Source organism: Citrobacter sp. (genome assembly GCF_050252275.1).
In the GTDB taxonomy this organism is placed as follows: Bacteria; Pseudomonadota; Gammaproteobacteria; order Enterobacterales; family Enterobacteriaceae; genus Citrobacter_A; species Citrobacter_A amalonaticus.
The window spans coordinates 1-14,493 of the sequence record NZ_JBFWLF010000092.1 but is presented as its reverse complement, the minus strand read 5'-3'; the positions used below and the strand labels follow the sequence as shown (position 1 = coordinate 14,493).

The following is a 14,493-nucleotide window of genomic DNA, read 5'->3' as shown; positions in this document are numbered from 1 at the left end:
CAGGGCTCGCCAACGTTTATGGATCAGTCCGGCCTGGTCAAACAGCCAGAACAGAAGTTTTGCCACCAGCAAACAGGCACCAAAAACCACCAGGAAAAAAACAACACGCGAGACAAACGAGTCCAGTCCCTCTCGCGCCAGCACGATCATATTGAAAATCGCGCCAAAGCAAAAACTATGCAAAATCGCGGCCTTGTAGCGGTTGGCCTCACGATTACCCAGCTCGTACAGCCAGTCGAACCATTTGATGATAAGCCCTACCACAACCGCGCCCAGCGGGATAAACAGCGCGCCGCCCATCACCACCAGCGAACCAATCAGCGTTGGCGAAATCGCCAGACCGGAATGGTTGTTCAGCACTTCCCACGTAAAGTAGTTCGCCGTATTCAGCACCACACTCGGCCGCCCTGGCCAAAGCCAGGAAGGAATAAAGACGTAGAAATCACGGGCAATTGGCGCCAGCCCCTGAAAGTCGATTTTGTCGTAATTTTGCAGCAGCAGCGCCAGGTTCTCCCACGGAGAAAACGTGTCACGGGTGAGATAGAGAAACGTATAGAACGCCTCGTCACCGCTGACGTTCAGCCCGTAGCGCTTCAATGCCAGCCAGAACATCCCGACAATCCCCAGCACGCCTGCCGCCGCCAGCATCCACAGCGAGATCCAGCCGCGAATAATGCCGATAAACAGGAAGATGGCGAAGGCAATGATGATATTGGCGCGAGTGCCGCCGACAATCATATACGTCAGCAGGCCAAATGCGACGGTGCTGACCAGGAAGAACAGCCACGCTTTGCTGTCCTGACGCAGGAAATAGACCACCAGCATGGCCGGGATGAAAAAGTAAAAGAAGCGTTTTAACGCCACGCCGGAAACTTCACTGGAAAAAATCTGGCTATACGACTGCAGGCGGAACAGTAAAAAGCCGTTGTGCATGAAGAAGATGCCCACGCTGATCAGCGCAATCCCCATCAGAATCATCCAGGTGAGATGGGTTTCCACCCGATTCATCGTGAACAGCGGTTTGTACGGCGCGTCCGCAACCCGTTTGCGCAAGCGGGTCTTATAGGTCACATAGTAGATCGCGTAGAAACAGGCGGCGGAAAGCAGCGCCTGTAGCAGGATTTCCGGCGGTGCGACGGCGACGTCAAAGCGGAACGCCAGCACGCTGGTCAGCGGAAAGCCAAAAAAGAAGGTCAACAAAAACAGCAGCGAGAAGAACACGTTGAAGTTGAAGCGCACGCGGCGAAATTCAAACCAGGTTAGCGTGGCGATAAACAACGTGGAGAGGAGCCAGACGACAAACAGGCCGCTGAACTGCATCAGACTCATAGCGCCTCCCCTGCGGCAACCTGCAACGCGTGATGCCAGGGCTGCAAATAGTTCGGGCTAAAGAAGGTAATGGTATTTTTATCCACTGACGCCAGCTGGCGCTGCGCCTCGCGCACCACCTGTTCGTTAAGTTCATCGGTCGTAAACAGCACCGGAAGATGCTGTTCCACCATGTCCTGCCAGAAGGGATTTTCGCGGTTCAGCACGCAGGGCACGCCTGCCTGAATCAGCAAACACAAGGTGCCAATTCCCTGCTGACGGGCAAAAATAAAGTACCCGAGATCGCACTGACGAAGCAGCGCCAGATAATCGTCGAACGCCAGCTTGTCGCTGAGGATCTGCAGGTTATCTGCACTGAACAGTCTTAGCCCCGCCTGACGAACGTCCGCGATATACGCCTCGTTATTCGCCGGATAGCCCATCGGGACAACCACATTTACGGTGTCGCCAAACTGCTGATGCACCGCCCGCAGCGCGGCGATATGTTCGTTGCTGCGATCGCCTGAGTTGCCCACCAGAATGGTCATTTTTCCGCTACGTTGGCGATCGTTCACCATATTGTTGAGCGCGGGATCCATTCGCGTCGGGAAATAGAGCAGTTCTCCCGGCACGCGCGGATGCTGTTGGGCGAAATAGTTCAGATCGCCACGGGTGGCAAAAACGCCCCCAATACGGCTTTGCGCCAGACGGCGAAGCGGATAAAACAGTTTGAATTTCAGTCCGCTGGAGACTTCATACAGATCCGCGCCCCAGATGTGCCAGTAAAACTGACTGGGCTTAATTCCACCGCTCAGTAACGCCAGCCACAGCGCCATATTAAACTGACCGTGGAAGAAGAAACGCTGCTGTCTGTTCGCTTTAGCTTGCGCTATCACCGCTTGCGCCAGCGATTTTTTACCGCTGTAGAAACGGATGGAGAGCGCCGGGCAACTTTCCGTCAACCCGGCATCCTGACCGGCGACCATAAAGACACGGGCATGCTCACTGGTCGATGCCAGCGTATCGTTGAAAAACCGCAGCACGGTTTGATTATGGTGAGGGATATCCGATCCCAGTACGTGAATCAGTACAGTCATGCCCGCCTACGCCAGAGTAAAAATACACAACAACATAAAGAAAAATAGACGACATACGTTGCCATATAGGCCTGTGCCGCACCCAGCGCGCCATGTGCCGGGATCAGCCAGTGCGCAAATGCCGTCAATAAAAAGAACTGGCTGATTTCCGCCAGAATATAAAACCGCAGTGACGCTTTGGCGATCACCAGGTAACCGAAGACATATGCCCCAACTTTCAGCACATCTCCAACCAACTGCCAGGCAAACAGATCGCGCATGGCGGTGAATTTCTCAGAGAACAGCAGCCAGATAGCAAAGTCACGCAGCAGCCAGACGGAGAAGCTCGCAGCGGCCACCGCAGGCAGAACAAACTTCAGCGACTTCACCACTTCCCGTGTGATGTCCCGCTTTTCGGTAAGGCGCGACAGCGTCGGCAACAGGTAAACGCTAAACGACGCGGTAATAAATTGTAGGTAAGCATCCGAGATACTGCTCACCCCTTGCCAGATCCCGACGTCATCCCAACTGTAGTGCGCCGCCAGCAGGTTTCGCATCATCACATACGCCACTGGCAGCGTGACGGAGGTGATCAGCGCCATCAGGGTAAACTTGCTGAGCTGGCCCGCCAGCCCGTTATCCCAGGATGGCTTGAGATAGCACAGAGGGATCATTCCGCGTTTCAGCAGCATGGCTGCCGCCGGGATCACCACCAGTGCGGGCACCAGCGCCAGGCCGAGGAGCGCGCCTTCATAGCCACCCAGCCGGTAACAGCCATAATAGGCGACAACGCCCACCAGGCTGCCGACAATCAGTGACAGCGCATTCCCGGCCGCATCACGAAATCCTTTCATTAACGCCAGCAGCAGGTTGGCCCAGGCAATCCCCATCTGCACCAGCGCCACTAAGCGTACTAACCCCTGATACTGCGTATGACCAAACAGTCCCTGGCTAATCGGTACCGCCGCAAGCAGAAACACCAGCGCCAGCAGCGTCGAAAAACCCAGCACCATCGCCGAGGATGTCCCGACCACCTGCCGCAATTGTTCGGGGTTATCGTGAGACTGCGCAACGTATTTGGTGACGCCGTTGAAAATGCCGGCCCCCGCCAGGACGCCAAGCACGGTGACCATCTGACGGAAATTTCCCGCTTGCCCGACACCCGCCGGGCCGAATGACACCGCCAGCAGCTTAACGACCAGTAACCCCGCGCCAATTTTGACCAGCGTGCTGGCCGCCGTCCACAAGGACGCTTTCGCAAGCGACATATCAGGCGAAATAGTTCAGCAATGTCGTAATCACCGTGCGCTGATTCACTGCCGACAGGTTATAGAACAGCGGCAGGCGCAGCAGACGTTCGCTCTCTTTGGTGGTGTAGCGATCCTCGCCGGAGAATTCACCAAACTTGTCGCCAGCCGGGCAGTCATGCAGCGGAATGTAGTGGAACACCGCCATAATCTCGGCTTCTTTCAGGAAGTTAATCAGCGCGCTACGATCGTCAATGTCGCGCAGCTTGATATAAAACATATGGGCGTTCTGTTTGCAGTCATCCGGAATGGATGGCAATTCAATTCTGCCCGCACGCGCCAGCGGTGCGAGGGCATCGTAGTAGGTCTGCCACAGCGCCAGACGCTGCTGATTAATGCGGTCCGCCGCTTCCAACTGTGCCCAGAGATAAGCGGCCTGTAGATCGGACATCAAATAGCTGGAACCAATATCACGCCAGGTATATTTGTCGACCTGACCACGGAAGAACTGGCTGCGGTTAGTCCCTTTTTCACGAATGATTTCGGCTCGCTCAATAAGGCTGCGATCGTTAATCAGCGTTGCGCCGCCTTCGCCACCGGCGGTGTAGTTTTTGGTTTCATGGAAACTAAAGCAGCCGATGTGGCCGATCGTTCCCAGCGCCCGGCCTTTGTAAGTCGACATCACCCCCTGCGCGGCGTCTTCTACCACAAACAGGTTGTACTTATCCGCCAGCGCCATGATAGTGTCCATCTCACAGGCCACACCCGCATAATGCACCGGCACAATCGCCCGCGTTTTTTCGGTGATCGCCGCTCCAATGCGCGTTTCGTCAATGTTCATGGTATCCGGACGGATATCCACAAAGATGATTTTAGCGCCGCGCAGCACAAAGGCATTCGCGGTCGACACGAAGGTGTAACTCGGCATGATCACTTCATCACCCGGCTGGATATCCAGCAGCAGTGCCGCCATCTCCAGTGAGGCGGTACAGGAAGGCGTCAGCAGTACCTTCGCACTGCCAAAACGCTGCTCAAGCCACTGCTGACAACGACGAGTAAAGCCCCCATCGCCACACAGTTTGCCGCTGCCCATTGCAGACTGCATATACTCAAGTTCGGTACCCACCACCGGCGGTGCGTTAAACGGAATCATGTTGTCACCTGTATAACCAGTACGCGGTGCTTTCTACATTCGCACCGCTTTGTATATAACGTTTAAGCGCGGCGGTGTTGCCCATCTGGGTCGCCACCCGCAATGTTGTTTTGCCGCGCGCCTGCGCCCATCCCAGCGCCGCCTGCATCAGCTCTGCCCCAACGCCACGCCCGGCGAGCAAGCCGATTCGCGCCTCGCGGTCATCCAGTTCACGCAGCGAGACATAGCCGCGAATATCCCCATTTGAGGTGCGAAGAACCAGACACTGATGATCAAACGTGCCGTGCACCGCGTTTTCAATCCACTGCGCATAAAAGCGAGCGCTGGCGTCAGGCGCATACCACGGCGTGCGAAAGCGGCTTTGCGCAAAGGCCGCCGCAGCGAGCTGGCGCAAGGCCGGAATGTCCGTCAGTTGTGCAATTTCTGCGCCAGTTTGACCGTTGTTTTTCCCGACAGGAAGAACAAAATCGACTTCCCCTTCCACCAGCGCGAAACCCAGTTGTTGCAGAGCATCCAGCTCGCGGGTATTGGCCGCCGGGATTTTGGCCTGCACCCGCGACCAGGGCTGTAAGGCTTCTGCGGTCAATAACGGCGCCGCCGGATCCAGCCGGACAATGGCGCTGTTGATGCCAAAGAAGCGGTTTTCCCAGCCCAGCGGCTCAATACTGGCGTGGACGTGCACGAAGCAGCTCCAGTAAATATTGGCCATAACCTGTTTTCGCCAGAGCGCTGGCGGCACGTTTCACGCCGTCATCATCCAGCCAGCCATTGCGCCAGGCAATCTCTTCCAGACAGGCAATTTTGAATCCCTGACGCTTTTCAACCGTCTGCACAAAGGTGCTCGCCTCAATCAGGCTGTCATGCGTTCCCGTATCGAGCCAGGCAAAACCGCGGCCCAGCAGCTCAACGGTCAGATTGCCTGCGTCAAGGTACATCTGATTGATAGAGGTGATCTCCAGTTCGCCGCGTTCAGATGGTTTCACGCGCTTTGCGTACTCCACCACCTTGCTGTCGTAGAAATAGAGCCCGGTCACCGCCCAGTTAGATTTTGGCTGCTTCGGTTTCTCTTCTAACGAGATGGCGCGGAAATTGTCATCAAACTCCACCACGCCAAACCGTTCTGGATCCATCACCTGATAGCCAAACACGGTCGCCCCTTCGGTACGCGCGGCGACATGGCGCAATTTAGGACTGAACCCCTGACCGAAGAAAATATTGTCGCCTAACACCAGGCAGGAAGGTTCGCCGTTCAGGAACGTCTCACCGATGATAAACGCTTGCGCCAGGCCATCCGGACTCGGTTGTTCGGCATACTGCAAATGAATGCCAAATTCAGAACCGTCGCCTAACAGACGCTGAAAATATCCTTTGTCTTCCGGCGTGGTGATAATCAGGATCTCACGAATGCCGGCCAGCATGAGCACCGATAACGGGTAATAAATCATCGGTTTATCGTAAATGGGGAGCAGCTGTTTCGACACGCCACGCGTGATAGGATGCAAACGGGTGCCAGAGCCGCCCGCCAGAATGATACCTTTCATGCCTTCCTCCTCCGGGAAATTAGCCCTTCAGACCTAAACGTTGCCCCTGATAACTGCCGTCTTGTACGGGCTTCCACCAGGCCTCATTCGCCAGATACCACTGCACGGTTTTACGCATGCCGCTTTCAAAGGTTTCCTGCGGCGTCCAGCCAAGCTCACGGGCGATTTTTGACGCATCAATGGCGTAACGTAAGTCGTGACCAGGACGATCGTCCACAAAGGTAATCAGGTCGCGGTAATGTGCGATACCCCGCGGTTTGTTCGGCGCCAGCGTTTCCAGCAGCTCGCAAATCGTCTCAACCACGTCCAGATTCTTACGCTCGTTATGACCGCCGATGTTATACGTTTCACCGACTTCTCCGGTGGTCGCCACGCAGTACAGCGCTCTCGCGTGATCGTCCACATACAGCCAGTCGCGGACCTGCTGTCCGTTGCCATACACCGGCAGCGGTTTGCCCGCCAGCGCATTAAGAATCATCAGCGGGATCAGTTTTTCCGGGAAGTGGTAAGGGCCATAGTTGTTAGAGCAGTTGGTGATAAGGGTTGGAAGACCGTAAGTGCGCAACCAGGCGCGCACCAGGTGATCGCTGCTGGCTTTCGACGCGGAATAGGGGCTGCTAGGGGCGTAGGGCGTCGTCTCGGTAAAGAAATCATCCGTCGAGTGCAGATCGCCATACACCTCGTCCGTCGAGATATGGTGGAAGCGAAACGCCGATTTCTTCTCGTCAGCCCGTTCACTCCAGTACGCCCGCGCCGCTTCCAGCAGCGTGTAGGTGCCAACAATGTTGGTTTCGATAAACGCCGCCGGTCCGTCGATGGAACGATCGACATGGCTTTCGGCGGCCAGGTGCATCACGCAGTCTGGCTGATATTGTTGAAAAACCCGATCCAGCGAGGCGCGATCGCAAATATCCACTTTCTCGAAAGCAAAGCGATCGTTCTGCGCAACCGGAGCCAGCGACATCAGATTGCCGGCGTAGGTGAGTTTATCCACCACCACCACCGCATCTGCCGTCTCATTAATGATATGCCGTACCACCGCTGAGCCGATGAAACCTGCGCCACCCGTCACCAGAATCCGTTTCATTAACGCCACACTCCTTTGGTATCCACGACGTACTGCTGCTGCACAGCATCGCCCTGAATGGCTTTAAACTGGCTATGATCGACCAGCATCACCAGCACGTCGGCCGTCGCCAGCGCGTCGTTCAGGGCGGCAAGAGTACAAAGACCGTCCAGCTTTTTCGGCAACTGGTGAATATTCGGTTCCACCACCAGCGTTTCACCGCTGTGCCACTGGGCGATACTTTTTGCGATCCCCATTGCCGGGCTTTCACGCAAATCGTCGATATTGGGTTTGAATGCGAGGCCAAAGCAGGCGATTTTCACCTCGCTGGCGCGCTTATTCGTCGCCGCCAGGCAGTCCGCAACGGCGGCTTTGACCTGATCGACGACCCAGTGTGGTTTACCGTCGTTTACTTCACGCGCGGTACGGATCAGACGCGACTGCAACGGATTCTGCGCCACGATGAACCACGGGTCGACAGCAATACAGTGCCCGCCCACACCCGGTCCCGGCTGGAGAATGTTGACGCGTGGATGACGGTTCGCCAGGCGGATCAGTTCCCAGACATTAATCCCCTGCTCGGCGCAAATCAGCGACAGTTCGTTCGCAAAGGCGATATTGACGTCGCGGAAGCTGTTTTCCGTCAGCTTGCACATTTCGGCCGTACGGGAATTGGTCACCACGCACTCGCCTTCAAGAAATATTTTGTACAGCTCGCTGGCACGCGCCGAGCACACCGGCGTCATACCACCGATGACCCGGTCATTCTTGATCAGTTCAACCATCACCTGACCCGGCAGAACGCGCTCAGGACAATAGGCGATATTCACATCCGCCTGCTCGCCCGCCTGCTGCGGGAAAGTGAGATCCGGACGCATTTCGGCCAGCCACGCCGCCATCTGTTCGGTCGCGCCAACCGGAGAGGTCGACTCGAGGATCACCAGCGCGCCCTTTTTCAGCACTGGCGCAACGGATTTCGCCGCCGCTTCGACATAGGTCATATCCGGCTCATGCTCACCTTTAAACGGCGTCGGTACTGCAATCAGATACGCATCGGCATCGACAGGGGTCGTGGTGGCGCGCAGAAAACCGCCTTCCACCGCCGTTTTCACGACGTTATCGAGGTCCGGCTCAACAATATGGATTTCACCGCGGTTGATGGTCTCCACCGCATGCGGGTTAACGTCCACCCCAATCACCTGCTTTTGGCGCGAAGCAAAGGCAGCCGCCGTCGGCAAACCGATATATCCCAGCCCAATAACAGAAATGGTAGAAAAACTCATAGCGATACCCGATTGTTTTTTAATGCGTGTAAAATGCGGCCGCAGGCCTGCCCGTCACCGTAAGGGTTATGGGCGCGGCTCATAGCCTGATATTCGTTTTCGTCATGCAGCAAACGCGTGACTTCTTCAACAATGCGCTGTGGGTCTGTCCCCACCAGACGCACGGTCCCGGCGGTAATGGCCTCGGGTCGTTCGGTTGTTTCACGCATCACCAGCACCGGTTTGCCCAGTGACGGCGCCTCTTCCTGAATCCCGCCGGAGTCCGTCAGAATCAGCCAGGCGTGATTCATCAGCCAGACAAAGGGCAGATAGTCCTGCGGTTCAATCAGCGTCACGTTTTCAACATGACCGAGAATGCGGTTGACCGGCTCGCTGACGTTCGGGTTCAGGTGCACTGGATAGACAATCTGCACATCCTGATTGGCGGCCGCAATCTCCGCCAGCGCATGGCAAATCTGCTCAAATCCACGGCCAAAACTTTCGCGACGATGACCGGTCACCAGGATCAGTTTTTTATCCGAACTGAGGAACGGATACTGCTCGGCCAGTTCTGAACGCAACGTATCACTAGCCAGAACGCGGTCGCGCACCCAGATCAGCGCATCGATCACCGTATTGCCGGTGACAAAGATGCGGCTGTCGGCAATATTCTCGCGCAACAGGTTTTGCCGCGAGTTCTCCGTCGGCGCAAAGTGATACATCGCCAGATGCCCGGTCAGCGTACGGTTTGCCTCTTCCGGCCACGGGGAATAGAGATCGCCAGTGCGTAACCCGGCTTCGACATGGCCGACCGGTATACGTTGATAAAACGCGGCCAGACTGGTCGCAATCGTGGTGGTGGTATCTCCGTGTACCAGTACCACATCCGGCTTGAAGTCAGCGAGGATAGGCTTCAGCCCTTCCAGTATCCGACAGGTTATCTCTGTCAATCCCTGACCCGGCTGCATACTATTGAGATCGTAATCAGGAACAATAGAAAAGAGATTCAATACCTGATCGAGCATCTCCCGGTGCTGCGCGGTAACGCAGACTTTTGCGTCGAAATCAGGATCCTTTGCCAGCGCATGCACCAGAGGTGCCATTTTTCTGGCTTCCGGTCGCGTGCCAAATACAGTCAGTACTTTCACATCGATTCTCTTCGAATAGTCAGTGAGGGCCCAGCCCCTCACTGCGGCAGTCGTGCTAAATCGTGCGGCGGCGGGTTAACGCAACACCTGCGCCGATAAGCCCCCCCACGATGCCCCACATCACCATCAGGAAGGCACGGCGCGGGCTATCGCGTTTTACCGGTTCTTCCGGTGTACGCAAATAGCGATAGGTCTGAAAACGCGGGTCCAGCGTGGGGCCCACATTCAATGTATTTAGCATGGCTCGATTCTGGAAGTAGTCCAGATCGAAAGAGGGGCCGACCGCCTGTAAATTTTCAAGGCGTGCCTGGAGCATGGGACGTCCGAGCAGAAACAGCTCCGAATCCGGTAATTCATCCGCTGGCACATCGGTCGCACTGCGGGAGATATTGTGCTGTTCAGCGATTTTAAGCGCCTGTTCAATACTGCTCACGCGGCGGGAGAAAATTGCTTTCGCCACCTCTTCCTGACGTTTCACCTGCGCCTTCATTTGCACGGTCCGCGCGGCCCACGCGCCTTTCAGTTCTTCATTGAGATGGCTTGCCGCACGCTGGCTGGAGAACGCCACATACTGACGCAGCAGATTGTTCGCATCAGGTGCGGTTTCGGCAATCAGCTTGACGCTGTCGTTAATGGCACGGGCAAAATCACCGGGGGTGAACTGAATGTTGTTGATCATCTCATCCAGCATGGCGGCATCGGCCTTGCTGTTGCCAACCATCCGCTGCTTGTAATAGTCGGTTTGCAGCCAGAAGTCGCGACGCGTATCCCAGGAAGCCAGTTGCATCACGAACTCTTTATAGGCTTCATCCATGACCGAAGGTTGATCGCCTGACGCGTTGTCCGCTTTCGCATCCAGATTCCGCAAAAACTGCTGTTGGGAATAGTAACCCCCCAGCATATTCACCGTGGGGCGATCGGAGATCGCGGTCGCGCTCCACTCCTGACGAGCAAAAAAAGTATACGCCAGCGCGATCAGCGCGAATAACAGCGCGATACCGACAATCCACACCTTCCCGGCCCATAAGGTACGAAACAACCCACGAATATCCAGTTCATTTTCAGCGCTCACAACGTGTGCCCCCGGTAATGGTTGAGTCATCGCACCCTCATTTACTTGGTTAATTTTGGATTGTTATCACGGTTTCTTCGTAATCTGCGCTTCATGCGCTTAATGAACCTCGCCACCTTCCAGGCACGCTTAATGCAGTAACCGTAGAGGAAGAATGCTAGCAAAAAGAGCACCAGCATGACCCATTCCGGGACAAAATGAGAATATTCCGCCAGCACGCCAATCGAGGCCAGTATTGCGGCGGCTAGCGTGATCAGGACAAACGCCTGACGTGAAGTAAACCCTGCACGCATGATCAAATGATGAATATGCTGACGGTCTGGCGAGAACGGGCTCATCCCTTTACGCAGACGACGATACATGATGGCCACCATGTCCATCAGCGGAATGGCGATGATCCACAGCGCGGTAACCGGGCTTATCGGGTGCGTTTTACCCTGGGTAGTTTCAAGCAGGATCCAGATAACGGTAAAACCAATCAGCGTACTGCCGGCGTCACCCATAAACACTTTATAGCGACGGCCAAGCGCACCGAGGTTCAACAGAATATAGGGCAGGATGGCGGCGATCATGGCAAAGCACCAGATAGCCAGACTGGTCTGTCCATCAAACCACAGAATAAGCCCCATTGCGGCAAATGAGACGCTGGAGAGCCCGCCTAATAAGCCATCGATACCATCCACCATGTTGAAGGCATTGATCGCGGCCCATACGGCGAAAAGCGTGAGGAAATAACCAAACGGCCCGAGCACCATCTCCCACGGGCCAAAGATATAACCGAGGCTGCTGAGATAAAGCTTGCCCACCGCCATCATAATTACGCCGATAGCAGCCTGAATGGTGGCACGTATTTTTACGCTAATATCAAAGCGATCGTCCAGTGCGCCGATAAAAACCAGGACACCGGCACAAGCCAGATAGAGAGCAGCGTGGGGGATATAGACATTCACAATGCTAAATGTGAAACAAATCCCCGCATAAACTGAGATGCCCCCAACCAACGGTATCAATCCCTGGTGGCGTTTACGGAAGTTGGGTTTATCCACTAAACCGACCTTTTTTGCGACCTTCCGTGCAAAAAACAGGAACAGTGTCGTGAATAAAAAAATACTGATGAGATCAGTACTGACTGTCAGTAAATTCACAATGCGTGCTCTCAGAGAAAATTATAAGCAGAAGTATAACCACGAAGGCCTGTATTCAGAAGGGAAACTCCACTCCGAACCGTCTGTTTTGTATAATTATTAACCACGTGTCGCACTTGATGGCTGACGCACGTGCAGCGGAGGACAATAACCCCTGATTTGTTAACTTGTCGTTAAGATTACAGACATAAAAGCAAAACGCCACGTAAAAACGTGGCGTTTTCGGCTGAGAGCTCGTTTACGAGCGCTTCATCATGTCGAAGAAGTCGTCGTTAGTCTTGGTCATCGCCAGTTTATTAATGAGGAATTCCATTGCGTCGATTTCGCCCATCGGATGAATAATCTTGCGCAGGATCCACATTTTCTGCAGCTCTTCCTGAGTGGTGAGCAGCTCTTCTTTACGGGTACCGGAACGGTTGTAGTCGATAGCCGGGAAGACGCGTTTTTCAGCAATCTTACGAGAGAGGTGCAGTTCCATGTTACCGGTGCCTTTAAACTCTTCGTAGATGACTTCATCCATCTTAGAGCCGGTATCGATCAGCGCCGTTGCGATGATGGTCAGGCTGCCGCCCTCTTCCACGTTACGCGCTGCACCGAAGAAACGCTTCGGACGATGCAGAGCGTTAGCGTCCACACCACCGGTCAGCACTTTACCGGAAGCCGGAACCACGGTGTTGTATGCACGTGCCAGACGGGTGATGGAGTCGAGCAGAATGATAACGTCTTTTTTGTGTTCAACCAGACGTTTCGCTTTCTCGATCACCATTTCCGCTACCTGAACGTGACGGGATGCCGGTTCGTCAAAGGTAGAAGCGACAACTTCACCTTTCACCAGACGTTGCATCTCGGTCACTTCTTCCGGACGTTCGTCAATCAGCAGCACCATCAACACACAGTCGGGGTGGTTGTAAGCGATGCTCTGCGCAATGTTTTGCAGCAGCATGGTTTTACCGGCTTTCGGCGGTGCGACGATCAGACCACGCTGACCACGACCGATTGGTGAAGCCAGATCCAAAACGCGCGCTGTTAAGTCTTCGGTAGAGCCGTTACCACGTTCCATACGCAGACGAGAGTTTGCGTGCAGCGGGGTTAAGTTTTCGAAGAGAATTTTATTACGGGCGTTTTCCGGTTTGTCGTAGTTAACTTCGTTAACTTTCAGCAGCGCAAAGTAGCGTTCGCCTTCTTTTGGCGGGCGAATCTTACCAGAGATGGTATCACCAGTGCGGAGGTTGAAACGGCGGATTTGGCTGGGGGAAACGTAGATGTCATCAGGACCGGCGAGGTAGGAGCTGTCTGCAGAACGGAGGAAACCAAATCCATCCTGCAATATCTCCAGCACACCGTCACCAAAGATATCTTCGCCACTCTTTGCGTGCTGCTTCAGGATGGCAAAAATAATGTCCTGCTTACGCATACGAGCCAGGTTTTCCAGCCCCATATTTTCGCCGAGAGTGATCAGCTCAGAAACCGGCGTATTCTTTAATTCGGTAAGATTCATAGTGGTGTGAGTTCTTAAACTTGGGGTAAATCTCGAACTTAATGTTGTGAATGGTATGGCAGGGTCATCCATGCCTGTTTACGGCCATCAACTCATGTCTGTTCGCTGTCTGGTCACAGGAAAGTACGCAGAACTGAAACGACAAGACGGATTGAATGATAAGCCAGGAATCTGTCCACTTCGCGTGCGAGAAAAAACGGGAAGTATTGGAGTTATCAAGATTCAAACTTAATAAGGTATGTTTAATACGAAGTCAACACTAACTTAGCACGACTCAAGTCGGGCGTCCAGTCATCCGAATCAATTAGGATTCAGGTCGCCCGAACATGAGACGTCCGGCTTACGCCAGGTTCGCGTCGAGGAACTCTTTCAGCTGACCTTTGGACAGTGCGCCCACTTTGGTCGCTGCAACCTCACCGTTCTTGAACAGCAGCAGGGTCGGGATGCCACGGATACCATACTTCGGCGCAGTGCCTGGGTTTTGGTCAATGTTCAGTTTAGCAACCGTCAATTTGCCCTGATATTCGTCAGCGATTTCATCCAGAATCGGGGCGATCATTTTGCACGGTCCGCACCACTCTGCCCAGAAATCAACGAGGATCGCCCCGTCCGCTTTGAGTACATCCGTGTCAAAACTGTCGTCAGTCAGGTGAATAATTTTATCGCTCATATAAACTCCACAGGAATAAGCCTGGTGTGTTGGTGTATACACATCATCCTTTAAGCTGCCTCTTTGTTGGCTTCACTCATCGTCCAGGTCACGTACTTTGTACGTTCTTGTGGACGCGTTCGCTTGCCGCCTCGACGCATCATGAATGATTTGTGTACAGCATTAACCAACTAAAGGTTGACTTTATTTCACCGGATACGCTTTCGTAAAGCAATAGTAAGCTGATATTCTACCACACTATGAGCAAAACACATTTAACTGAACAGAAGTTTTCCGACTTCGCCCTGCACCCAAAGGTTATCGAAGC

General features: G+C 54.4%; 15 protein-coding genes. 1 reads left to right on the top strand and 14 read right to left on the bottom strand.

Annotated features, from left to right (window positions below; genetic code table 11):
• From wzyE to trxA, 14 genes are all read right to left on the bottom strand, one after another.
• Positions 1 to 1,329, bottom strand: a 1,329-nt coding sequence (gene wzyE / locus AB7E14_RS10025) for an ECA oligosaccharide polymerase (RefSeq protein ID WP_428169497.1), incomplete at its 3' end; no start/stop codon positions are given.
• Complete coding sequence (locus tag AB7E14_RS10020; protein WP_316962863.1) at positions 1,326 to 2,405, bottom strand: TDP-N-acetylfucosamine:lipid II N-acetylfucosaminyltransferase; 1,080 nt, start codon at positions 2,403 to 2,405, stop codon at positions 1,326 to 1,328. The genes AB7E14_RS10020 and wzyE, both read right to left, overlap by 4 nt.
• A complete protein-coding gene (gene wzxE, locus AB7E14_RS10015; protein ID WP_316962864.1) occupies positions 2,402 to 3,652 on the bottom strand; it encodes a lipid III flippase WzxE in 1,251 nt (416 codons plus the stop codon). Before wzxE ends, AB7E14_RS10020 begins: the two co-directional genes overlap by 4 nt.
• A 1-nt stretch (position 3,653) precedes the next feature.
• Positions 3,654 to 4,784: a dTDP-4-amino-4,6-dideoxygalactose transaminase gene (gene rffA, locus AB7E14_RS10010; RefSeq protein ID WP_428169496.1), complete on the bottom strand. Its 1,131-nt coding sequence runs from the start codon at positions 4,782 to 4,784 to the stop codon at positions 3,654 to 3,656.
• Positions 4,785 to 4,788: 4 nt separating this feature from the next.
• Complete coding sequence (gene rffC / locus AB7E14_RS10005) at positions 4,789 to 5,466, bottom strand: dTDP-4-amino-4,6-dideoxy-D-galactose acyltransferase (RefSeq protein ID WP_042998794.1); 678 nt, start codon at positions 5,464 to 5,466, stop codon at positions 4,789 to 4,791.
• Positions 5,444 to 6,325 (bottom strand): glucose-1-phosphate thymidylyltransferase RfbA, encoded by an 882-nt coding sequence (gene rfbA / locus AB7E14_RS10000; RefSeq protein WP_042998793.1) that lies wholly within the window; start codon positions 6,323 to 6,325, stop codon positions 5,444 to 5,446. Before rfbA ends, rffC begins: the two co-directional genes overlap by 23 nt.
• Before the next feature lie 19 nt (positions 6,326 to 6,344).
• Positions 6,345 to 7,412 (bottom strand): dTDP-glucose 4,6-dehydratase, encoded by a 1,068-nt coding sequence (gene rffG, locus AB7E14_RS09995; protein WP_316962865.1) that lies wholly within the window; start codon positions 7,410 to 7,412, stop codon positions 6,345 to 6,347.
• A complete protein-coding gene (wecC, locus tag AB7E14_RS09990) occupies positions 7,412 to 8,674 on the bottom strand; it encodes a UDP-N-acetyl-D-mannosamine dehydrogenase (protein WP_044267324.1) in 1,263 nt (420 codons plus the stop codon). Before wecC ends, rffG begins: the two co-directional genes overlap by 1 nt.
• Positions 8,671 to 9,801: a non-hydrolyzing UDP-N-acetylglucosamine 2-epimerase gene (gene wecB, locus AB7E14_RS09985; protein WP_428169495.1), complete on the bottom strand. Its 1,131-nt coding sequence runs from the start codon at positions 9,799 to 9,801 to the stop codon at positions 8,671 to 8,673. Before wecB ends, wecC begins: the two co-directional genes overlap by 4 nt.
• Positions 9,802 to 9,856: 55 nt before the next feature.
• A complete protein-coding gene (gene wzzE / locus AB7E14_RS09980) occupies positions 9,857 to 10,903 on the bottom strand; it encodes an ECA polysaccharide chain length modulation protein (protein ID WP_042998789.1) in 1,047 nt (348 codons plus the stop codon).
• 11 nt (positions 10,904 to 10,914) lie between these two features.
• A complete protein-coding gene (gene wecA, locus AB7E14_RS09975; RefSeq protein WP_042998788.1) occupies positions 10,915 to 12,018 on the bottom strand; it encodes a UDP-N-acetylglucosamine--undecaprenyl-phosphate N-acetylglucosaminephosphotransferase in 1,104 nt (367 codons plus the stop codon).
• A gap of 238 nt (positions 12,019 to 12,256) precedes the next feature.
• Entirely contained in the window at positions 12,257 to 13,516 is a 1,260-nt protein-coding gene (gene rho, locus AB7E14_RS09970; protein WP_002437993.1) for a transcription termination factor Rho, read from the bottom strand.
• A gap of 87 nt (positions 13,517 to 13,603) precedes the next feature.
• Positions 13,604 to 13,723, bottom strand: a complete 120-nt coding sequence (locus tag AB7E14_RS09965; protein WP_071887707.1) for a rho operon leader peptide — start codon at positions 13,721 to 13,723, stop codon at positions 13,604 to 13,606.
• Positions 13,724 to 13,856: 133 nt separating this feature from the next.
• The gene (gene trxA / locus AB7E14_RS09960) at positions 13,857 to 14,186 is read right to left on the bottom strand and encodes a thioredoxin TrxA (protein ID WP_001280776.1); all 330 of its coding nucleotides are present in this window, start codon (positions 14,184 to 14,186) and stop codon (positions 13,857 to 13,859) included.
• 239 nt (positions 14,187 to 14,425) lie between these two features.
• Between trxA and AB7E14_RS09955 the strand changes: the two genes are divergently transcribed.
• On the top strand, positions 14,426 to 14,493 hold a 68-nt coding region (locus AB7E14_RS09955; RefSeq protein WP_428169498.1), incomplete at its 3' end, for a hypothetical protein.

Bases quoted from the DNA above. Each gene is read 5' to 3' on its own strand.
- rffA (WP_428169496.1), bottom strand. From the start codon at position 4,784: ATGATTCCGTTTAACGCACCGCCGGTGGTGGGTACCGAACTTGAGTAT.
- rffG (WP_316962865.1), bottom strand. From the start codon at position 7,412: ATGAAACGGATTCTGGTGACGGGTGGCGCAGGTTTCATCGGCTCAGCG.
- wecC (WP_044267324.1), bottom strand. From the start codon at position 8,674: ATGAGTTTTTCTACCATTTCTGTTATTGGGCTGGGATATATCGGTTTG.
- rho (WP_002437993.1), bottom strand. From the start codon at position 13,516: ATGAATCTTACCGAATTAAAGAATACGCCGGTTTCTGAGCTGATCACT.
- wzxE (WP_316962864.1), bottom strand. From the start codon at position 3,652: ATGTCGCTTGCGAAAGCGTCCTTGTGGACGGCGGCCAGCACGCTGGTC.
- wzzE (WP_042998789.1), bottom strand. From the start codon at position 10,903: ATGACTCAACCATTACCGGGGGCACACGTTGTGAGCGCTGAAAATGAA.
- AB7E14_RS10020 (WP_316962863.1), bottom strand. From the start codon at position 2,405: ATGACTGTACTGATTCACGTACTGGGATCGGATATCCCTCACCATAAT.
- trxA (WP_001280776.1), bottom strand. From the start codon at position 14,186: ATGAGCGATAAAATTATTCACCTGACTGACGACAGTTTTGACACGGAT.
- rfbA (WP_042998793.1), bottom strand. From the start codon at position 6,325: ATGAAAGGTATCATTCTGGCGGGCGGCTCTGGCACCCGTTTGCATCCT.